The organism is Maribacter sp. TH_r10 (assembly GCF_033101095.1).
GTDB classification, from domain to species: domain Bacteria; phylum Bacteroidota; class Bacteroidia; order Flavobacteriales; family Flavobacteriaceae; genus Maribacter_A; species Maribacter_A luteus.
Genome location: NZ_JAWMPY010000003.1, coordinates 125,004 through 147,647, shown reverse-complemented (window position 1 = coordinate 147,647; position 22,644 = coordinate 125,004). Strand labels below are relative to the sequence as shown.

At 40.6% G+C, this 22,644-nt stretch carries 12 protein-coding genes; all 12 read left to right on the top strand.

Annotated elements, in window-relative coordinates:
• Position 1: 1 nt before the first annotated feature.
• The 12 genes from R3X28_RS09925 (at position 2) to R3X28_RS09870 (ending at position 22,641) form a co-directional block, all read left to right on the top strand.
• Entirely contained in the window at positions 2-3,571 is a 3,570-nt protein-coding gene (locus R3X28_RS09925; protein ID WP_317664168.1) for a TonB-dependent receptor, read from the top strand.
• A gap of 17 nt (positions 3,572-3,588) precedes the next feature.
• Positions 3,589-5,298, top strand: a complete 1,710-nt coding sequence (locus R3X28_RS09920; RefSeq protein WP_154368126.1) for a RagB/SusD family nutrient uptake outer membrane protein — start codon at positions 3,589-3,591, stop codon at positions 5,296-5,298.
• 306 nt (positions 5,299-5,604) lie between these two features.
• The gene (locus R3X28_RS09915) at positions 5,605-7,233 is read left to right on the top strand and encodes a sulfatase (RefSeq protein ID WP_317664167.1); all 1,629 of its coding nucleotides are present in this window, start codon (positions 5,605-5,607) and stop codon (positions 7,231-7,233) included.
• Between the two features lie 29 nt (positions 7,234-7,262).
• Entirely contained in the window at positions 7,263-8,345 is a 1,083-nt protein-coding gene (locus R3X28_RS09910) for an alpha-L-fucosidase (protein WP_317664166.1), read from the top strand.
• Between the two features lie 30 nt (positions 8,346-8,375).
• On the top strand, positions 8,376-9,911 hold the full coding sequence (locus R3X28_RS09905) for a sulfatase-like hydrolase/transferase (RefSeq protein WP_317664165.1): 1,536 nt from the start codon (positions 8,376-8,378) through the stop codon (positions 9,909-9,911).
• 10 nt (positions 9,912-9,921) lie between these two features.
• Positions 9,922-11,514: an alpha-L-fucosidase gene (locus R3X28_RS09900; RefSeq protein WP_317664164.1), complete on the top strand. Its 1,593-nt coding sequence runs from the start codon at positions 9,922-9,924 to the stop codon at positions 11,512-11,514.
• A gap of 10 nt (positions 11,515-11,524) precedes the next feature.
• A complete protein-coding gene (locus R3X28_RS09895; protein WP_317664163.1) occupies positions 11,525-12,919 on the top strand; it encodes a hypothetical protein in 1,395 nt (464 codons plus the stop codon).
• Between the two features lie 50 nt (positions 12,920-12,969).
• Positions 12,970-15,561, top strand: a complete 2,592-nt coding sequence (locus R3X28_RS09890; RefSeq protein WP_317664162.1) for a beta-glucosidase — start codon at positions 12,970-12,972, stop codon at positions 15,559-15,561.
• A gap of 14 nt (positions 15,562-15,575) precedes the next feature.
• Positions 15,576-17,150, top strand: coding sequence for a sulfatase (locus R3X28_RS09885; protein WP_317664161.1), 1,575 nt, complete (start codon positions 15,576-15,578; stop codon positions 17,148-17,150).
• A 29-nt stretch (positions 17,151-17,179) separates the two neighbouring features.
• Positions 17,180-18,508 carry a sulfatase gene (locus R3X28_RS09880; RefSeq protein WP_317664160.1) on the top strand — a complete coding sequence of 443 codons (1,329 nt, stop codon included), beginning with the start codon at positions 17,180-17,182 and terminating at the stop codon, positions 18,506-18,508.
• A 6-nt stretch (positions 18,509-18,514) separates the two neighbouring features.
• The gene (locus R3X28_RS09875) at positions 18,515-20,287 is read left to right on the top strand and encodes an arylsulfatase (RefSeq protein ID WP_317664159.1); all 1,773 of its coding nucleotides are present in this window, start codon (positions 18,515-18,517) and stop codon (positions 20,285-20,287) included.
• A 20-nt stretch (positions 20,288-20,307) separates the two neighbouring features.
• On the top strand, positions 20,308-22,641 hold the full coding sequence (locus tag R3X28_RS09870) for a glycoside hydrolase family 95 protein (RefSeq protein ID WP_317664158.1): 2,334 nt from the start codon (positions 20,308-20,310) through the stop codon (positions 22,639-22,641).
• Positions 22,642-22,644: the final 3 nt, after the last annotated feature.

Here is a 22,644-nt window from a genome sequence, read left to right as displayed (position 1 = left end):
TATGAAAAAACTAGAGAACTCTAGGGAAAGATGTACGAATACGTATATCTTTCCAAAACTTAATTTAAAAATGAAGCTTTCATTACTCTTTTTATTCACTGCCCTTTTTCAGCTTCAGGCAAACATGGGGTATGCCCAAAAAAAGAAACTTTCATTAAATGTAGAGAAAGCCTCATTTTTGGAGATTATCCATGAAATCGAATCTATTTCGGAATTTAGCTTTTTTTACCGCAAAAGTGATTTGAAAAATGATAATGAAATCACTTTAAAGGTAGAAAATAAGAAAATTGAATTTATCTTAAATCAAATTTTCTCTAACAGTAATCTTGAGTATACGATCGTTGATAGGCATATAGTCCTGAAGACCTCTACAAAGAAGCCACCGAAACCAAAACCGGCACCTGTGATCAAAGAACAAAGCGATCAAAAGCTTCAAGTTTCAGGTGTTGTCATGGATGAAAATGGCAACCTGTTAGCAGGGGCGACTATAGTCGAAAAAGGTACTAAAAATGGAGTAATCGCAGATTTTGACGGTAAATTCATCATACAGGTTGTAAATGATGCCGCTGTTTTACAAGTATCTTATCTTGGGTATACTACAAAAGAGATCGTTGTTGCAGGTAAAACGGATCTGCAAATAGTATTGAAAGAAAACGCAGCAGCTTTGGAAGAAGTTGTAGTTGTTGGTTATGGTACGCAGAAAAAAATAAACTTAACAGCAGCAGTATCACAAGTTGGTTCAGAGGTTTTTGAAAATAGACCTACCGCAAATGCTTTTAGATCGTTACAAGGTACGACCCCCGGTCTTGTAATATCCAACTCTTCTTCAGGTGGTGAGCCAGGTGCTTCTTCAGATATAAATATTCGTGGTTTCGTCACAAGTGGCGGCACGGGAGATATCGGCGATGCTGAGCCATTGGTACTTATCGATGGTATAGAAATGAGCCTAAATGATATTGATCCTGAGGATATTGAATCGGTTTCCATTCTTAAAGATGCTGCGGCAGCTTCTATTTATGGTTCTCAAGCCGCAGCCGGTGCGGTAATCGTAACCACTAGAAGTGGTCAAAATTCGCAAGGGCAGATTAAAGTAAATTACAATAGTAGCTATTCCATTACCCAACCTTCTATTTGGCCTGAAAGTGCCAGTCCCATAAACTTTGCATATACCATCAACGATGCCCGAACAAATAATAATCAAGGGGCTTATTATGATGAAACGGATTTAGCAAATATCATGGCCAATATGGAAAATCCAGGTAGTGCACCGACAATTGTCTCCAACGCTTCAGGAAATGGCTGGGATTATGGAACAATTGGTATCGAAGGTACAGCTGCTACTGATTGGGATGATATCATCATGAAAAAATGGGCGCAAAGAGTAAAACATAGCGTAAATATTACTGGCGGAAATGAAAAAATGAATTTTTATTTATCCGCTGGTCTTTATGATGAAGAAGGGTTGCTCAAGGTTGGGGATGAATCTTATCAAAGGTATAATTTAGATGCCAAGATTTCCAGCAAAGTAAATGATTGGTTAACCTTGGAATTGTTAAGTAAATACAGGAAAAGCTACACAGATTTCCCAACGGAAGCTAACAGTAACACTACATTTTGGAACAAATCAAGGGTGTTGGATTTGATTACGAAAATAAAGCCAACCTTACCACAGTATGACCCAATTTATGGCCTGGAATTATTACAACATACCTACTACCCGTTTTGGGATGACCAAAGGGTTAAAACGGAAAACAATCAAATTGTTCTTTCACCAAGAATTATTATCGAGCCTTTCGATGGACTTAAGATAAATGCCAATTTTAATTATAAAAGGGACAATAATTTCCAAGAGATAAGCATCTTGGCCAGTCAAACCGTTGTACCCAACGGACTAGTTGACAAGGTTTCACAAGCATCGACTTCATACAGTCCCATTGTATCTATCAATGAGTATTTTTCCCCTAATATTTTTGCTACCTATGATAAATCGATAAAGGACCATAATCTTCATGCTACGGTCGGTTTTCAAAGTGAGGTCAATAATTATTATGCACTTGGTGCCTCATCTGATTACTTGATCAGTAATAACATCATTTCGCTTAACGCATCATTGGATGATGATCAAACAGTTACCGAGGCCATATCACATTGGTCAACAGTAGGTCTTTTTAGTAGGTTTAGATATAATTACAAAGAAAAATACCTGTTTGAATTCAGTTACCGTAGGGATGGTTCTTCAAGATTTGAACCGGATAACCGATGGGCAGGGTTCCCAAGTTTCTCCGCAGGATATAATATAGCTAAAGAGGAATTTTGGCCTATTGATGCCATTAACACTTTTAAACTAAGGGGTTCATATGGTACGCTTGGAAACCAAAATGTTGATAATTACCTATACCTTTCAACCATAGAGTTGAATACGGGAGGAACCTCTTATTTGTTTGATGGGGAACGATTGACTTTTTCACAAACACCAGATATTTCTAGTGAGAATTTAACTTGGGAAAAAGTTAAAACAACGGATATTGGATTTGATTTAAGTGCTTTTAACAGTAAACTTGATTTAGGTTTTTCTTGGTACCGAACCGACATAGAAGGTATGGCTGCCCAGGGAGCTGATTTACCCGCCCAATTAGGTACCAATGCCCCTTTGACCAATATAGGAACATCCAGGGTACAAGGATGGGAAGTTGAAACCACCTGGAGACAAAAATTAGGGGATTTTGGCTATAGTGTAAGGGCCGTTTTAAGTGATTACAAAAGGTCTATTGTAGAATACCCTAATGACACCAAAGCCTTGACAAACTATTTTGCAGGTCAGGATTTAGGAGATATATGGGGCTTCCAGACAGAAGGTCTATTCTTAACGGACGAAGCCGCAACAGAGGTGACTTCAAATATTGATTATTCATTTATTACCGGTTGGGCACGTGTTGCCGGAGATATCGAATACAAAGATGTAAACGGGGATAATGTAATCGATAGAGGGGAATATGTTTATGGTGATACAGGTGATTTTGGCGTAATCGGTAATTCCACACCACGATACCAATATTCGGTAAACCTTGGTATGAATTATAAAAATTGGGATTTTAATGCATTGATTCAAGGTGTTGGTAAGCGTGATTTGGCTTTTGGAAGCCAACAACGTTTTAGAGGTCCGGCTAATGGTCCGTTCCACGCTTTTGTTTGGGAAGGTCACTTGGATTATTTTAGACCTGAGGACACCACAAGTCCATTGGGTCCGAACACAGATGGTTATTTCCCAACACCTTATCTGAACGGTGGTGGTAGAAATAACAAGAATTACAGTTATAATACCGATAGGTTATTGCAAAATGCAGCCTATACTAGGCTAAAAAGCCTTCAAATTGGTTTTACCCTTCCGAATGATGTTACGAGTAGGTTCCATGTAGACAAATTGAGGATTTATGCTACAGGGGAAAACCTATTCACCTTTACCGATTTAATGTTCTTTGATCCTGAAACGAATACATCAGGTCTAACCGGTAGTGCGCAATCCTATCCGTTATCAAGAATACTTTCTTTAGGGGTAAATCTATCATTCTAACTAAAAATTAAATAATCATGAAAAATATATATAAAATACTTATTCTAGGTACTATTCTATTTTCAACTTCATGTGAAGATTATTTGGATAGAACACCCTTAGATTCAGTTTCTGAAGTTACTTTTTATAGTACTCCTTCAGATTTGCAAGCTGGCGTAAATGGCTTTTACAATGACTTACCAGGTTGGTCGGCCCTTTCAATTGGATTCAATATTCTTCCGGATATGTATTCCGATATGGGAACTGCGCAGGAACCAAGTAATAGGTTAAGTGGATTGAGTTATGAAGTTCCTACTTCCGCCTCGGGTTCTGTTTGGAGTTGGGACGAAGTAAGGGAAGCTAACTGGCTATTGGACCATGTTGACCAGGCTGAAGGTGATGAAACCCTAATTGGGCAATATACAGGTGAGGCTTATTTTTTTAGGGCCTATTACTATTTTGAATTATTGAAAAAATATGGTGATTTACCTATTTTTCCAGAATATTTCGATAATACCGATGAAGATTATATCTATGCTGCAAGGGATTCAAGAAATGAAGTTGTAGATTTTATGATTTCAGATCTAGATACGGCTATTTCATTATTACAGTCTTTCCCCGATATTTCCGGTCACCCGAGAATAAGTAAAGAAGTCGCCCAATTGTTTAAAGCGAGGGTTGCCTTGTATGAAGGTACTTGGGAAAGGTATCATAGAGGAACCGATTTTGGTGTTGATGGTTCTGATGGTACCGCTTTCTTGCAAATTGCTGCCGAAGCAGCCGAAGATGTAATGAACGGTGGTGTATTCTCTTTATATAGTGATTACCAAACGTTATTTAATCAAGTGGGTTATAGTGGTAATAGCGAGGTAATGTTATGGAGGGATTATAACTCCATTACATTGAATATTGCCAACGTTATACAACAACAATGGCCCAACAGATGTGGTTATACTTTATTTGCGGTAGATAGCTATTTATGTACAGATGGGGATCCAATTTCTGTTAGTACAAATTATATGGGCAACAAAGATTTATCAACTATTGAAATCAATAGAGACCCCAGATTGGCCGCTACGATAATGGTTCCTGGTGATTTGGTTGAAATAGATGCTGATGGTATTGAAAATTATTGGTCGTATCCCGATTTCAGTTCAACGAACACTGGATTAACCGGTTATGAATCTGAAAAATACAGAAATGCTCAATATAATGCTGATTACGGCGATTTCACTGAAGATACGTCCAGGATCATCTTCAGATATGCTGAGGCTTTATTGATCTTTGCTGAAGCAAAAGCTGAATTAGGTACAATAACACAATCCGATTTGGACAGATCCATTAATTTATTAAGAGATAGGGTAGGTATGCCACATATGACTTTGGGCGCTATTACAACTGATCTCGAATGGCCAAATTATGGCTATACATTAACCGATATCTTGTATGAGGTACGTAGGGAGCGCTCCGTGGAGTTAATGGCAGAAGGATTCAGAGCTGATGATTTATATAGATGGAGGGCCCATAGCTTGTTCGATGGTGATCAACCTAGGGGTGCTTACCTGGAAGATGGTATTGTAAACACCACATTGGATGCCGCTGATGCCAGTTTGGACGCTGATGGTTATATATTACCATTTGCAAGTACAGGAGATTATAATTTTGACGAAAGTAAGGCTTATTTACAACCGATACCTTTAGATGAATTGTCACTTAATCCGAATATCAGTCAAAACCCAGGCTGGTAATATTGATAAGTGACCGGTCAATAGAAAGTTTTTTGTTAGTTTTTTTTGATTTCCATAAAGGGAGGTTAATCCTCCCTTTTTAACTTAGCCTAAATAAAGAAATTTCAATCATTTTTTAGCCATTTGAATTAATGGGATAAAATACCGAGCCATTATCAGAATCCACTACCCAACATCTTTTCAAATCAGTTGTTGGTCGAACAAACTTCATTTCTTTGAAAATTCTTAAGAAGTTTAAGGGTAGTTGTTCTTGTTAAAGGACATAGTTCCGAGTATCATAAATGTTAAGCTTTAATAAAGTTGAGAATGAGTATAATAAAACGACTTAATAAGTTTCATATTTCAAGCCCTGATTTTAAATATTACGTGTTATTCTTGTTTATGGCGATCTTGGCAAGCTGTAATGATGTAGCCGAAGAAAAGCCGATAAAACCGAATATTGTTTTTATCATGAGCGATGACCATGCTTACCAGGCCATTAGTGCTTATGGGCATGGGTTGAATAATACCCCTAATATCGATAGGATAGGTAATGAGGGGGTTATTTTTAATAATGGGTTCGTTAACAACTCCATTTGTGCACCAAGCCGTGCGGCAATGCTCACGGGTAAGCATAGTTTTGTCAATGGAAAGGTAGATAATGTGCGGGCCTATGATTGGAACCAAGAAAATTTCGCTAAAGCCTTGCAAAGAAACGGTTACCAAACAGCATTGGTCGGTAAAATTCATTTGGACGGTTTACCCCAAGGTTTTGATTATTCCAATGTGCTTCCCGGTCAAGGGCAATATTATGCTCCGGATTTTATAGAAAACGGGGTACAAAAGACATATCCGGGATATGTAACCCATGTTACCACTGATATTGCGTTGAATTGGTTGGATAATAAAAGGGAAAAAGATAAACCCTTTCTATTGCTTTACCATCAAAAAGCACCCCATAGAACATGGATGCCGGAAGAAAAATACTTCACATTGTTTGATGATAAAACGTTTACCCCGCCAGCTAATTTCTTTGACGATTACCAAGGTAGGCCAGCTGCCGCAGCGCAAGAAATGGGGGTTTATAAAGATATGGATGTGGTATATGACCTGAAAATGCTTGATAAGGAAAAAGAAATCAAGACCAAGTACAGGGGCATGTTCCAAAGACAGTATGATAGGATGACCGAGGAGCAAAAAGCAGCTTGGGACGCTTATTACGACCCTATCATTAAAGAATTCAAAGCCGAAAACCCACAGGGGAAAGATTTGGCACTATGGAAGTATAATAGATATATGCAAGATTACCTTCGTACCATCCAGTCCGTGGATGATGGTGTTGGACAAATACTCGATTATTTAAAGGAAAATGGTTTGGAGGAGAATACGATTGTAGTGTATACCTCGGATCAAGGATTTTACTTAGGGGAACATGGTTGGTTCGATAAACGTTTTATGTACGAAGAGTCTTTTAGAACGCCTATCTTGATGAAATACCCTAAAGAGATCAAGCCGGGAACGGTCGTTGATGAGTTGGTTCAGAATATAGATTTTGCCCCAACGTTCTTGGATTATGCGGGGGTTGATATTGAAGAAAGTATACAAGGGGAGTCTTTAAGGAAATTAGTGAAAGGCGATGCCAGTGAATGGAGGGACGCCCTGTACTACACGTTTTATGAATTTCCTGGGGAACATCGTGTAAAACGCCACTATGGGGTTAGAACGGATAGGTATAAATTGATTCATTTTTACTACGATATAGATGAATGGGAGCTGTATGATTTGGAAGAAGACCCTTCCGAAATGCATAACGTCTACAACGATCCGGCGTATACCGCGGTAAGGAAAGAAATGCATGACCAATTAAAGGTTATGCGCTCAAAATATGGGGATAGCGATGCAATGGACCAAGAGAACTTAAATCGTTTCTTAAAAGCCAAAGGATTGAGCAAATAGTCCTAATCATAATATATAAATCACTGATAATGAATATAATAAAAGGAGTTTTCTCCGTGCTGTTGGTTATGCTAACGGTGTTGATATTGGGTAGTTGTAAGCAAGAAAAAACTATATCCAAAATAGAAAAAGTAAATTACCTGGAAGAATCCGAAGAGGACTTTCAAAAACGTATGCAATGGTTCAATGATGCCAAATATGGCATGTTCATCCATTTTGGGCTTTATAGCCAGTTGGGAGGAATTTACAAAGGAAATGACGAAGGCCGTTATGCAGAATGGATCCAGGGGAACCAGAATATCCCGTCCGAAGAATATGTAAAGTTATTGGACACTTGGAAGCCGGAAAATTTTGATGCCGATAAAATCGTAAAATTGGCCAAAGATGCGCAAATGAAATATTTGGTGATTACAACCAAGCACCATGAAGGCTTTTGTTTGTACGATTCCAAATACACCGATTTCGACATAGCGAGCACCCCTATGAAAGGTAGGGATTTTGTTCAGGAATTGGCAGATGCCTGTAAAAAAGAAGGTATCGTTTTTGGTACGTATTATAGTATTACCGATTGGCATGAAGGATCACAGTACGTAGAAGAAGGAAAAGGTTGGGGAATGATGAAAATGCATGAGGGGCAAAAAGGGAAATACGTAGCCTACATGAAAAACCAAATCAAGGAATTAATAGAAAACTATGATACGAATATCCTTTGGTTTGATGGTGATTGGGTTGATTGGTGGACCGTTGAAGACGGAAACGATTTATATCAATATATAAGGGAATTAAAACCCAGTATCATTATCAATAACCGTGTTTCAAAAAGAAAGCTCTTTAAAAAAGATTTTGGGACCCCAGAGCAATTCCATTTGGATTCCATTGTAAAATATAATTGGGAAGCCTGTTATACCATGAATGATTCCTGGGGCTTTAAAAAGAAAGACACATTATGGAAATCCCCTGAAGAAGTCTATGGAAAATTAAAGGACACCAACGGAAAAGGTGGCAATTTCCTGCTCAACGTAGGGCCCGACGGTAATGGGGTCGTACCTGAGGAATCGGCAAAGATTTTATTGGAAGTGGGTAAGATGATCAGGGAGGAAAATTCTAAATAAGATTAGCAATTTAAAAATCGGGAAATAAAAATGGGGAATTTGTTTAAGTATTCCATTAAGATCGTAGCTGCATTGGTAGTGGTACTGTCTTTTGGATGTAAAGAAAAGGCTGTACTAAAAAAGGAGGCGGAAAAGCCCAACATCCTGTTCCTTTTTACCGATGACCAACGTGGTGGAACCATCGGGGCTATGGATAAATATGATGTTGAGACTCCTAATATGGATGCTTTGGTCCAAAGGGGTACTTCTTTTACGAATTCATATATTTTAGGGGCTACGACGGCGGCCGTATGTTCCCCAAGTAGGGCCATGTTAATGACCGGGCGCCACTATTTCAATATAGAACCAAATGTATATGCGCAATTCGCATTCCCAAAAGAGGAAAGGGGAAAGAGTAACAAAATAACCTTTCCCGAATACTTTAAAAAAAACGGGTATGAAACTTTTGCGACAGGAAAACAACATAATGGTGAAATTTGGTTAGAACGTGGTTTTAATCAAATTAAATCTGCCTTTTTAGGAGGTATGACAACACACTTCGGAACCAAAGTAAAGGACTATAATCCTGAATCAGGTTGGTCAGAACCTTATCAGCAGAAAGAAAAATTCAGTAGTGAGGTATTTGCCGATGCTGCGGTCGACTTTTTAAATACATACCAAAAAGAAAATCCTTTTTTAATGTATGTTGCTTTTACGGCACCTCATGATCCACGTACTCCTCCTAGTGAATATAAGGAAATGTATCCTAATGAAAATATAGAGTTGCCTAAAAACTTTATGCCAGAACACCCTTTTGAGATTGCGGATGAAAGAATTAGGGATGAAGTGTTATTGCCCTTCCCAAGAACTCCTGAAGCGGTTCAAAAGGAAATTTCCGATTATTATGGAATGATTACTGCAACCGATGCCCAAATCGGTAGGATTTTAAAAGCCCTGGAAGCTTCTGGTAAAGGGGACAATACCATTATTGTTTTTGCAGGTGATAACGGTTTGGCCTTAGGGCAGCACGGATTATTGGGTAAACAGAACGTATACGAGCACAGTGTTAGCGTGCCATTGATTTTTTGTGGGCCAAATATTCCTGAAAACGTAAAAACAAGTGCTTTTGCCTATTTACATGACGTTTTTCCAACACTTTGCGGATTAACAGGACTCGAAATACCAGAATCTGTTGAGACAGAAGATTTGACCCCCATAATCGAAGGGAATGCAAAAGAAGTGAGAAGCAGTATGTTATATGCCTATAATTCTTGGCCTGGTGAAAATTTTAAACCTAAAATAAATAACTGGGGCGGACATAGAGCCGTTCGAAAGGGGGATTACAAATTAATAGTTAGTGCAAAACATGAAGTTTTCACTTATCAATTGTTCAATTTGAAAAATGACCCGTGGGAGTTGGCCAATTTAAGTGAAAATGAAGAATATGCATCGGTCAAGGAAAATTTGTTGAAAGAATTGGAGGTTCTTATTAAAGAAACAGGTGATCCTGCCCAATTGGATAAAAACGAATTCGGGTTGTTCGATAGTCCGGAAGATTACAATTTCAAGAAAAAGTCAAAAGAGTAAACTATAACTTATGAGTCGAATTAAGTTTTTTGGTTTTCTTTTTTTAATGGCCGTATCAGGTTCGGTCATGGCACAACAAAAAGAATTGCCATGGGATGAACTGGCAGAGCAATACGAATGTCCGGAATGGTTCAGGGATGCCAAATTCGGTATTTGGTTCCATTGGGGTCCGCAAGCCGTTCCCGAACAAGGGGGCGGTTGGTATGCCCGCCATATGTATATGCAGGATGTAGGCCGCCAAAAGTTCGGTAAAATGGCTTATCCTTATCACTTACAAACCTACGGCCATCCTTCGGAATTTGGCTTTAAGGATGTAATCAATGAATGGAAAGCCGAAAATTTCGATGCGCAGGCACTAATCGATTTTTCAAAAGAAAACGGGGCAAAATATATTGTGGCTTTGGCGAACCACCATGACCATTTCGATTTGTTCGACTCTTCGCACCACCCATGGAACTCCGTGGATGTGGGTCCTAAAAAAGACATTATCGGGGAGTTTGAGGCGGCAACCCGAAAAGCCGGTTTAAAATTCGGGGTTACCAGTCACGATGATCGTTTTTTGAATTGGTGGAAACCGGCATTCGGTTCGGATAAGGATGGGGACAAAGCAGGTGTACCTTATGACGGGCGGTTGACCAAGGAAGACGGTAAAGGCAAATGGTGGGAAGGCTTGGACCCGAAAGATTTATATGGTCCGGCACCGGAAGACCGCACTCCCGAAATGATTGAGGATATCAAGAAAAACTGGTTGCAACGCCATATTGAATTGGTTACGAATTACAAACCCGATTTATTGTATAATGATGGATTTAACTTCACCTATGGGGAATATGGGAAAGAAGTAGCGCGGGAATTATACAACAATAGTCTAGAAGAAAACGGAACCATAGATGCCGTAATGCTTTTAAAGAGAAAAGAAAAAGGTACGGTCAATGAGGTGGAATCGGGAGGTAGTAATACCTTGAGGGAAGACCCATGGCAATCAGAAATTACGTTTACCGATTGGTTTTATAAAAAAGACCGCCATTTAACACACAATGCACGCACCATTTTGGAAATGCTCATTGAAGCCGTAAGTAAAAATGGTAACTTGCTTTTGAGTATGGAGTTAAATCCTGATGGAACCATTCCCCACGAAATTAAAAAGAGCGTTAAAATTGTTGGCGATTGGTTGAAAATCAATGGGGAAGCCATTTATGGCACACGCCCATGGAAGGTTTTCGGTGACGGGAAAAGTGTTAGGGGAGAGGAAGTGGAAACCGTTGAAGGGGAACTTAGTAATGCCGTAGCAGCCCAAAAGAAAGGCGAACATTTTAACCAACGAACCACGGCCACACCGGCTTTTGCCCATGATGAAGTTCGCTACACCACTAAAGGAGAAGATTTTTATATTATCGTAATGAACCCTAAAGGAGGTGAGTTTGTGATTCCTTCTTTTGCAAAATCTAGCGAAGTCAGTCCGGGGACTTTAAAAGGTTTAACCCAATTATACGATGGCAGGAAAATGGACTTTAAGCAAACCAATGAAGGTTTGACCATTACCATGCCGGCCGTAAATGGAGACAGTTATCCTGTGGTATTAAAGGCGAAATTCAAAAATTAAATACGGGGATATGGGAAAATTTGTTTTTACGGTAATAACGGTTTTTATTATATCGTTTTCAATCAACGCCCAAAACAAGGCTAAGGTTTATTATGTTGAGCTTATTGAGGGGCAGGACATAGCTGCGAACCCCATAAAGGAAATGGAGGCCAGGTCTGAAGGAAAAGGTATTTCAGTTCGTATGTATCCTGATATTTCGTTTCAAACCATTGAAGGTATCGGTGGGGCGTTCAATGAAATCGGAGGGGAAGCATTGATGTCGTTAAGTGAAGATCAACAAAACGATGTCATGAAAAACCTGTTCGATAAAAACGGTGCCAATTTCACGGTTTGTAGAACGGCAATAGGGGCCAGCGACTTTGGAATTGATGCCTATAGTTACAGCGAAGTGCCGAATGATTTTGAAATGAAGGGGTTTTCCATTGAGAGGGAAAGAACAAGCGTGATCCCTTACATTAAAATGGCCTATAAGTATAACCCTTATATGGAATTGTTTGCTTCCCCTTGGAGTCCTCCAGGTTGGATGAAAGAATCCGGTTTAATGGATAGGGGGGAAGAATTCCCGGAGAAGAATGTCTTGAAAGACGACCCCATAATCTATGCGGCCTATGCACAATATTTTTCAAAATATGTTGAGGCTTATGCTAAAGAAGGTATATCGGTCAATAGAATCGTCATTCAAAACGAGCAGGACATATCCACTAAATACCCTTCTTGTAACATGCCCCCAAAACAAATGGGCGAATTCGTAATCGATTATTTGCGTCCCCAATTTGAAAAAGACAATACACCGGCCGAAATTTGGGCAGGTTCTTTCCGTACCGCCAAACGACTGGATGGATTGGAGTTCGTTGCCAACAAAAGTTGGAGGGAAGCTGTTGATGGCATTGGTGTCCAGTATATAAATTCAAGACAGATTGAGAATATGCAGGCAATTTATCCGGAAATCAAATTCTTACATACCGAGGGCAATTGCTATGGTGGAAAAAACAGTATTGATCAGGCATTTTCCCGATTTAATGAAGTTGCTTCCTACATTAATCATGGCGTGCCCAACTTCTGTTACTGGAATATGATCTTAAATGAAGATTCCTCGAGTGGATGGGGTTGGAAACAAAACAGTCTAATAAAAATCGATCGTCAAGACAAAACCGTAACCTATAATCCGGATTATGCGGCAATGGCCCTTTTTGGAAGATTCATGCGGCCAGGAATGAAACGGGTGGCATCGGCATCTTGGTATGGTGATACCATTACCCTTGCCGATGATAAAAACGTGTACCTGTTCATTAAAAACGATTCGGATGACGTAAAGACCTTCGACCTATGGTTAAAAGACGACCAGGCGCAGGTTGTGGATATTCCAGCAAATACCATTTCGGTGGTGGCAGTGAATTATAAATAAAACTAATAAACTCAAAAAGATTCAATTCGAGTAAAAAAAAAGCCTTAAAAATGAAAACCCCGATAGTAGTTAGTCTTTTGGTAATAGCGGTATGGTCATTAGGCCTCAATGCGCAACAGACACCTTATCCTTTTTTAGATGAAAACCTAGGTATTGAGGAAAGGGTCGACGATCTCGTATCCAAAATGACTTTGGAAGAAAAAGTAGGACAAATGATGAATGATGCCCCTGCCATTCCACGTTTGAATGTTCCCGCGTATGAATATTGGAATGAGTGTTTGCATGGGGTGGCCCGTGCCGGCAAAGCAACCGTTTTTCCCCAAGCTATTGGTTTGGCCGCTACTTTCGATACCGACCTAATTTACAATTCGGCCGTAGTGATATCCGATGAAGCAAGGGCAAAGCACCATGAAGCGTTACGAAACAATTCTTTTGAACGCTATGAAGGATTGACCTACTGGACTCCAAACGTCAATATTTTTCGGGATCCTCGTTGGGGTCGTGGACAGGAAACCTATGGTGAAGATCCATATTTGACCGCTCGTATGGGGGTTAATTTTGTGAAAGGGTTACAAGGGAACGACCCAAAATATTTGAAATTGGTCGCTACACCCAAACATTTTGCCGTACACAGCGGTCCCGAACCTGAGCGGCATTTTTTTGATGCCACGACTACTGAACGTGATTTGTACGATACCTATCTACCGGCTTTTGAAGCTACTGTGGTAGAAGGAAAAGCGTATTCGATAATGGCGGCCTATAATAGGTATATGGGTAAGCCTTGCTGTGCAAGCCATCAATTACTTGATGAGATCCTAAGGAAAGATTGGGGTTTTGAAGGCTATGTTGTTTCGGATTGTAATGCCATAAGGGATATTCATGATTACCACAATTATGTGGACTCCAAAGAAGAAGCCGCTGCAGTTGCTGTTAAGGCGGGCTGTGATTTAAATTGTGGTTCACGTTATTCCTATTTGATTAGCGCCGTTGAACGGGGTGATATTACTGAGGATGAGATCGATGTGTCTTTAAAAAGGATATTCAAGGCACGATTCAAATTAGGAATGTTCGATGCTCCGGAGTCCGTGCCCTATGCAAGTATTCCCATGAGCGTGGTAAGTTCGGAAAAACACAGGGCATTAGCCTTGGAAACCGCCCGAAAGTCCATGGTACTTTTAAAGAACGACAATAATACCCTACCCCTTGAGAAAGATTTGAAATCCATTGCGGTCATAGGTCCCAATGCCAATGATCTGGAAGTGCTATTAGGAAACTACAACGGCTTCCCGTCACAATATTTTACCCCCTTGGTAGGGATTCAAAATAAGGTTTCCAAAAACACACAAGTGTATTATGAAGCGGGTACGGAATTGATTTCCAAAGAGCCGGCCATGTCATTGATCCCTGCCGCATTCCTAAGCTTTGAAAGTAAAAAAGGATTACAAGCCAAGTATTATAACAATCACGAATTTTCAGGGACTCCAGTCGTCACCAGAGTGGAGGAAGGTATCAATTCAAATTGGAACCTTTACCCCATTGAAGGATTGAACGAAGCTAAATTCGCCGTGGAATATACAGGCAGCCTTCAAGTGGATGTCTCTGGGGAATACGACCTAGGACTACAAAGTAGTAGGGGATATACTTTGGCCATTGATGGTAAGATGCTAGTGGATAATACCAAGGATTTAAAAAGAAGGGTCGTAAAAGAAACCGTTCAATTGGAAAAAGGGAAATCGTATCAAGTTAAAATTCAGTATTTCCATGAAGGGTATCCTGCTAAATTGAAGTTCTTATGGGCTTCACCCGATAAAACTTCCTTTGAAAAAGCAATTGCATTGGCTGAAAAATCCGAAGTGATAGTTTTTGTTGGGGGGATATCGCCAGGTGTGGAAGGTGAGCAAATGCCGGTCAACTCCAAAGGGTTTGACGGTGGTGATAAAACCGATATTGAATTGCCAGAGGTTCAAAAAGAACTTTTAAAGGCACTACATGCAACAGGCAAACCCGTTGTTTTGGTATTATTGAACGGTAGTGCGTTGGCGGTTAACTGGGAGAATGAAAACCTACCTGCCATTGTAGAGGCTTGGTATCCTGGGGAACTTGGAGGTACCGCAATAGCGGATGTGCTTTTTGGGGATTACAACCCGTCCGGAAGGTTGCCGGTTACTTTTTATAAAACGGTCAAAGAATTGTCTCCGTTTGTCAATTATAGTATGAAAGGAAGGACATACCGGTATTTTGAAGGGGAGGCTCTTTATCCTTTTGGGTACGGATTAAGCTACACCGATTTCAGTTATGGCACATTAAAATTAGCAAAAGATAAAATCACTGCAACAGGTTCGACCACAGTATCGGTTAAAGTAACCAATGTGGGCAAATACACGGGGGATGAAGTGGTTCAGCTTTATATCAAGGATGTTGAAAGTTCGGTGAAGAGACCCTTGAAAAGTTTGAGGGGCATCAAAAGAATCTCCTTAAAGCCCAAAAAGTCAACTACCGTAAGTTTTGAGATCACCCCAGAGGATTTATCCTTTTTTGATACGGTAAAACATGAAAAAGTAGTTGAACCTGGAATATTTGAAATCGGTATCGGTGCCGCATCGGACAACTTTGCGACAGTTAAATTGGAAGTAACGGAATAAATTTATAATAAATAATGAAAACATTGGTAAGGCTTTATACTTTAGTGCTTTTGGTTTCTTTTTCGGCAACTAGTTGTAAAAGTAAAACAGAAGGTGAATCAAAAAAACAAGAACAAGAAAGACCTAATATCCTATTCATCATGGCCGATGACCATACCTCACAGGCATGGGGGATATATGGGGGTATTTTGGAGGATTATGTACATACGCCGAACCTTCATCGTCTCGCCGACGAAGGCACCGTTTTGAATAATTGCTTGGTCTCAAATTCAATCTGTACCCCTAGTAGGGCCACCATACTTACTGGCCAATACAGCCATGTAAATGGGGTCAGGATATTGGATGCGGGCTTATCTCCACAGTATAACAATATTGCCAAGGAAATGCAAAAAGGGGGGTATCAAACCTCTATCATCGGCAAGTGGCACCTAAAGCAAGAGCCGGCCGGTTTCGATTACTACTGTGTGCTTCCGGGTCAAGGGGAGTACCACGATCCTATTTTGAAAACCAAGGAGAATTGGGAAGATTATTATGGGGGTGGTAAACAATACAAAGGCTATAGCACCGATATCATTGCGGATATGACCATTGATTGGATTGAAAACCGGGATAAGGAAAAGCCTTTTATGGCCATGTGCCATTTTAAGGCCACACACGAACCCTATGATTATCCGGAACGTTTTGCGCATTTGTACAAAGATCAGGAAATTCCTGCTCCCGAATCTTTTTATGATAATGGGGCATCTACTACAGGGCGTTCTTTTTTAGGTCAGTCTATGGATAACCTTAAGAAACGATATTTAAAAGCTACGGCAGACACTTCCTTAAGAAAAGATTTCATGAATTATCCGGGGTTACCTTTTTCCGTGGAAGGATTGACCCAAGAAGAAGCGAGGTATAAGACGTATCAAAAAATGGTGAAGGACTTTATGCGTTCGGGTGCGGCCGTGGATGATAATATCGGTAAGCTTTTGGATTATTTGGAAGCATCCGGACTGGCAGAAAATACCGTGGTCATCTACACCGCGGACCAAGGCTATTTCTTGGGGGAACATGGCTGGTTTGATAAGCGCCTGATTTTTGAAGAATCCATTCATATGCCATTTGTGATCCGATACCCAAAAGAAGTTAGGGCCGGTGCCAGAAATAAGGACCTTATTGAAAATGTCGATTTTTCGGCCCTGTTTGCCGATTATGCGCAGATTGATTATCCAAAGACCATGCAAGGACGCAGCTTCCGTGAGAATTTAAAAGGAAATACTCCAGTCGGTTGGAGGGATTATGGCTATTACCGGTACTGGGACCATTCGAAAGACAGACCGGGGCATTTCGGTATCCGTGGCCAGCGTTACAAATTGGCATTCTTTTATGGCAACGGATTTAAGGGGGCCGCACAAGATCAATTCTGGGATTTCTATGATTTACAAGAAGATCCCCATGAGTTGCATAACGCCTATAACGACCCAAAATACAAAGACATCATTGCCGAAATGAAAACCGAGATTTTAAAACAACGTGAAAACTTGGGCGATACGGATCTTGATAATCCGGAAATATTGGCGATTGTTGAAAAACATTGGAACGATTGATTTAAGCCGAACTATTTTCTAAAACCGTTATGATCGATAAACTTATCAAACTTCCCATCCTTTTCCTTTTTGCCTTGGCAATGACCCATTGTACAGCACAAAGACAGGAAAAACCGAATATCATCATTATTATGGCCGATGATATGGGGTATGGCGATTTATCATGTTACGGGAGTACATTGATCAATACGCCCAACTTGGATAATTTAGCGGCTGAAGGAATCAGGTTTACCGACTTTCATGCCAACGGATCCGTTTGTAGTCCTACACGGGCGGCCCTTTTGACAGGGAAATATCAACAACGTGTTGGTATAGATGGAGTCGTAACGGCCAAACATGATCGTGACAAAGGTTTGGATCCCAGTGAAAAAACGTTTGCTGAAGCGATAAAAGAAGCAGGGTATGTTACCGGCATGTTCGGGAAATGGCATGTTGGGTATCAAACCAAATTCAACCCCATACAGCAAGGCTTCGATGAGTATATCGGTTATGTTTCGGGTAATGTGGACTATCATTCCCATATCGATCAGGAAGGGTACGAAGATTGGTGGGTAGGGGATACCATAAAAAATGAAAAAGGGTATTCAACAGATTTGATCACGAAACATTCCGTGGATTTTATTGAACGCCATAAAGACGAACCTTTTTTACTCTACATTCCGCATGAAGCACCTCACGGACCGTTTCAAGGGCGTAAATCGGAAGCTGAACGCTATGTAGGTTGGAAAGACGGAACCAAACAGAAAAAGAAAGTATCCGAAGAAGAACTTAACGCCATTTATAAAGAAATGGTCGAAGTTATGGATGAAGGCATTGGTGAGGTTATGGAAACCTTAAAAAAACTGAAGCTTGATAAAAACACTTTGGTGTTCTTTTGTTCGGATAACGGTGCTTCAAGAAAAGTTGGGAGCAATGGCGATTTAAGAGGCTATAAATCCACCTTATGGGAAGGGGGACATCGGGTATCCGCCATGGCATGGTATCCGGGTAAAATCGCCCCAAATCAGGTTAATGATGAAACTATTTTAACCATGGATCTTTTCCCCACTATTATGGGTTTGGTCGGAGCTGAAATCCCAAAAGGATTGGATGGTCTTAGTGTCAAGAATAACCTCCTTGTAGGGGAAGCCTTGCCACAACGGGATTTATTTTGGGGGTATGCCGGTAGAAAAGCAATACGACAAGGCGACTGGAAACTCATTTTACAAAAAAAGGATGCCGAGCCTTTATTGTACAACCTAAAGGAAGATATCGGGGAAAATGATAATGTAGCGGGGCAGCATCCTGAAAGGGTTGGAACAATGCTGGAAAAATTAAAAGCTTGGACTGAAGATGTATATATATCCACCAAAAAATAATTAATCATGAAGCAGATTATTTACGCATGCCTTTTGGCGTTACTGTTGGCTTTTGGAAGTTGTTCCGAGGCCAAAAAAGAGGAAGCACCAACGAAACCCAATGTTATATTGATCATTACCGATGATCAAGGTTTTGGGGATTTGGGATATTACGGGAACCCCAATATCAAAACCCCTGTTTTGGATAGTTTGGCCAAGCGTAGTGTACGTTTTGATGAGTTTTTGGTAAATCCGGTTTGTGCCCCGACCCGCTCGGCGATTATGACCGGTAAATACTGTATGAGTACTGGGGTGCATGACACCTATATGGGTGGGGCCATGATGGCACCTTCAGAAGTTACGATTGCCGAGTTATTAAAAGAAGCTGACTATAAAACAGGTATGATCGGCAAATGGCATTTGGGAGACAATTATCCCATGCGTCCCCAAGATCAAGGGTTCGATTATACTTTGAACCATTTGTCAGGAGGCATAGGCCAGTACGGGGATTGGCCCAATACCTTAAAAAGGGATAGCAGCTACTTTGATCCCGTTCTTTGGAAAAACGGGAAGCAGGTACAAACAAAAGGGTATTGCTCAGACGTTTTTACGGAAGCTGCCATGGATTTTGTTGAGGATAACAAAGAGAATCCTTTTTTTCTTTATCTATCGTTCAACGCTCCTCACGGACCGTTACAATTACCACAAAAGTACTATGATATGTATAAGGATACGGATCCCGATGCGGGCTTGATAGATCAAGGCATGCCATATCCAAAAGTAACGGAGCAAAGTCGTGAAAATGCCAGGAAGGTTTACGGTATGGTTACCAATATCGATGACAACCTACGTTTGCTCTTCAATAAATTGGAAACCTTGGGTCTAGAGGAGAATACGTTGGTCATTTTTATGACGGACAATGGTCCGCAGCATCCAAGATATATTGCCGGTATGCGGGGAAGAAAAGGTTCAGTCTTCCAAGGAGGGGTACGGGTACCGAGTTTTTGGTACTATCCAAAAGCATTTAAAGAAGCCAGGGATATAAAGACCCCTGCGGCCCATTACGATATTTTGCCAACCATAGCAGAATTGACCGGTGCCAAGATACCGACCGATTTGGATATAGAAGGAAGGAGTCTAATGCCTTTATTGACCAAGTCTAACGCAGATCTTCCAGAACGGTACATCAGCAGATATTGGGCGAGGGCAGCTCCGGTAAGGTACCGAAACGTATCTACCAGAAAAGGAGATCTAAAACTTGTAGGTGTTGGCAAGGACGATGAGGGTAATGATAAGTTCGAATTGTTCGATTTGGGTAAAGATCCCTTTGAACAAAATGATATTTCTGAAAACAATAGTGGGATGGTGACCGAACTAAAATCGGAAATGGACAATTGGCTCGATTCCATGGAGTCTTCCGAGCATATACTAAATTCCCCTAAGCCTATCATAGGTACGGCGTACGAGAATCCCGTAATGTTAAATCAAAACGATGCACATTTTAAAAAACAAGAAGGTTCAAAAAAGCAATTGATGTATTGGGATGTCGTCATCGATGCCTCTAAATCTTTTGATATTACGGTTCATTTAGATCGTGAGATGGATACGAATGGCAAATTGGAATTGATTATTGGGGATGAGACCAAAACCGTCGAATTTAAGGGTGAAGGGCAAACCAGCTTAAAATTTCCGAATGTAAAATTGAATAAAGGTGAAATAACCATTATGCCGAAAATGTATGTAGAGAAAGAAGGGGAATTAAAATTCTACTATCCATTTTATGTTGAAATAAATGGTTGATAACTAATAGGGTTCAAGCAATGAAAACTGAAATTAACGATATGATTAAGAAGCTTCCAGTACTGTTTTTATGTGTTACGTTGACTTTTTGTGCAAAACCCAAGGATAGGGAAAAACAAAAAGAAGACCTTGATCTTCAATACACTGAAGCAGCGGCAAAATGGACGGAAGCCCTACCTGTTGGAAATGGCAGTTTAGGCGCAATGATCTACGGTGGTGTGGCCCAGGAACATATCCAGTTTAATGAAGAAACCCTTTGGCGTGGACAGCCCCACGATTATGCCCACGAAGGTGCAGGCGAATATCTAGGGGAAATCAGGGAATTATTAACTGAGGGTAAACAGCTTGAAGCTCAAAAATTGGCTCAGGACCATTTTATGAGCGATCCCATAAAACAAATTCATTATCAGCCGTTTGGTGATATTTATATCGATTTTAAAGATCATGACAACTTCAAAAACTATAAACGCGAACTAAATTTAAATAATGCCGTTGGTTCGGTATCCTATACGGTTAACGATGTGGATTATAAGCGGGAGGTATTCTCCAGTTTTCCTGATCAAGTTATTGCCATACACTTAAAGGCGAGTAAGGCTAAAGCCCTTAATTTCGACTTGTGGTTGGATGCCATCCATGAAGATAAATCCGTAGTGACGACAAACGATTCGCAAACCTTGGTGGTAAAGGTGAAGGATGGTGTTTTAAGAGGTGTTTCAACCTTGAAGATAGTAACCGACGGGAATATTGAAAACACCGAAGGGAAACTTCAAATAACCGAAGCTTCAAAAGCGACGGTCTATTTGACCGCTGCAACGAATTATATCGATTTTGAAGATGTGTCGGGTAACCCTGAAAAAATAGTTCCGGAAACCTTGGCCAAGGTTTCGAATACCGATTACGAAGCCGTTAAGTCGAAACACATTGCGGATTATCAAACGTTATTCAACCGTTTTGAGATCAGTTTTGGGGATAACGGTAAATCGGCAAATCCGACCAACCAAAGGATTTACGATTTCTGGAAAGATCCCAATGATCCGCAATTGGTGGCCTTGTATGTGGAATACGCACGCTATTTGACCATTGCCAGTAGTCGTCCGGGAACAAAACCAGCTACACTTCAGGGTATTTGGAATGATCAATTAACTCCCCCTTGGTTTAGTAGTTACACCACGAATATTAATTTGGAAATGAACTACTGGCCGGTAGAAATGTATAATTTAAGTGAATGCCACGAACCCTTGTTCGATTTAATTGAAGACCTATCGATTACGGGGGCAAAGGTTGCTAAGGCGCATTACAATGCCGACGGTTGGATCGCACACCATAATGTGGATATCTGGCGTGGTGCGGCCCCGGTAAATGCTTCACACCATGGTATTTGGTTGGGAGGGGCAGGTTGGCTAAGTACCCATATTTGGGAGCACTATCTGTTTACACAGGACAAAGGGTTTTTAAAAGAAAGATATCCGCTTATTCGGGAGGCGGCCTTGTTCTATTCCCAATATTTATACAAAGACCCACAAACAGGATATTTAATAAGTTCCCCATCCAATTCCCCGGAAATAGGAGGTTTGGTTGCCGGGCCGACCATGGACCATCAGATTATAAGGGCATTGTTCGATATCACTATTGAGGCAGCTGCTATTTTAGGTGAGGATACCGATTTTGCAGCGGAATTAAAAACCCTTATTCCACAAATAGCGCCAAACCAAATTGGTAAACATGGGCAGTTACAAGAGTGGTTGGAAGATAAGGACGATCCCGAGGTACATCATAGGCATGTATCCCATTTATGGGGGGTTCACCCTTGGAATGAAATCAACTATGAGGATACTCCCGAATTCATGGAGGCGGCAAAACAATCCTTAAGATTCAGAGGGGATAATGGCACCGGATGGAGTTTGGCTTGGAAAATCAATTTCTGGTCGAGGTTTAAAGATGGGGATCATGCTTATGAACTATTGCATAAACTACTGAGTCCTGCCGAAAAACCGGATGGTAAAGTCGGGGGTGGCTCGTATTCCAATTTGTTCGATGCACATCCACCGTTTCAAATCGACGGGAATTTCGGAGGGGCTTCGGGTATCTTGGAAATGCTTATTCAAAGTCAATTGGGGAAGATAGAACTACTACCGGCTTTACCGCAGGCACTACCACAAGGAAGTATTTCCGGCGTTTGCGCCCGAAGTGGTTTTGAGTTGGATTTTACTTGGGAAGATTCGCGGCTGACCGGCGTCAAGGTATTATCGAAAGCTGGTGGCAAGTGTATTTTGGTATATGGGGATAAGCAAATGGAATTTGAAACTGAAAAGGGCGGAACATATTCTTTTGATGGTACATTACAATCATTATAAAAT

What these genes read in the sequence shown, in the direction of transcription:
- R3X28_RS09925 (WP_317664168.1), top strand. Translation starts at nt 2, where the DNA reads ATGAAAAAACTAGAGAACTCTAGGGAAAGATGTACGAATACGTATATC.
- R3X28_RS09920 (WP_154368126.1), top strand. Translation starts at nt 3,589, where the DNA reads ATGAAAAATATATATAAAATACTTATTCTAGGTACTATTCTATTTTCA.
- R3X28_RS09915 (WP_317664167.1), top strand. Translation starts at nt 5,605, where the DNA reads ATGAGTATAATAAAACGACTTAATAAGTTTCATATTTCAAGCCCTGAT.
- R3X28_RS09910 (WP_317664166.1), top strand. Translation starts at nt 7,263, where the DNA reads ATGAATATAATAAAAGGAGTTTTCTCCGTGCTGTTGGTTATGCTAACG.
- R3X28_RS09905 (WP_317664165.1), top strand. Translation starts at nt 8,376, where the DNA reads ATGGGGAATTTGTTTAAGTATTCCATTAAGATCGTAGCTGCATTGGTA.
- R3X28_RS09900 (WP_317664164.1), top strand. Translation starts at nt 9,922, where the DNA reads ATGAGTCGAATTAAGTTTTTTGGTTTTCTTTTTTTAATGGCCGTATCA.
- R3X28_RS09895 (WP_317664163.1), top strand. Translation starts at nt 11,525, where the DNA reads ATGGGAAAATTTGTTTTTACGGTAATAACGGTTTTTATTATATCGTTT.
- R3X28_RS09890 (WP_317664162.1), top strand. Translation starts at nt 12,970, where the DNA reads ATGAAAACCCCGATAGTAGTTAGTCTTTTGGTAATAGCGGTATGGTCA.
- R3X28_RS09885 (WP_317664161.1), top strand. Translation starts at nt 15,576, where the DNA reads ATGAAAACATTGGTAAGGCTTTATACTTTAGTGCTTTTGGTTTCTTTT.
- R3X28_RS09880 (WP_317664160.1), top strand. Translation starts at nt 17,180, where the DNA reads ATGATCGATAAACTTATCAAACTTCCCATCCTTTTCCTTTTTGCCTTG.
- R3X28_RS09875 (WP_317664159.1), top strand. Translation starts at nt 18,515, where the DNA reads ATGAAGCAGATTATTTACGCATGCCTTTTGGCGTTACTGTTGGCTTTT.
- R3X28_RS09870 (WP_317664158.1), top strand. Translation starts at nt 20,308, where the DNA reads ATGAAAACTGAAATTAACGATATGATTAAGAAGCTTCCAGTACTGTTT.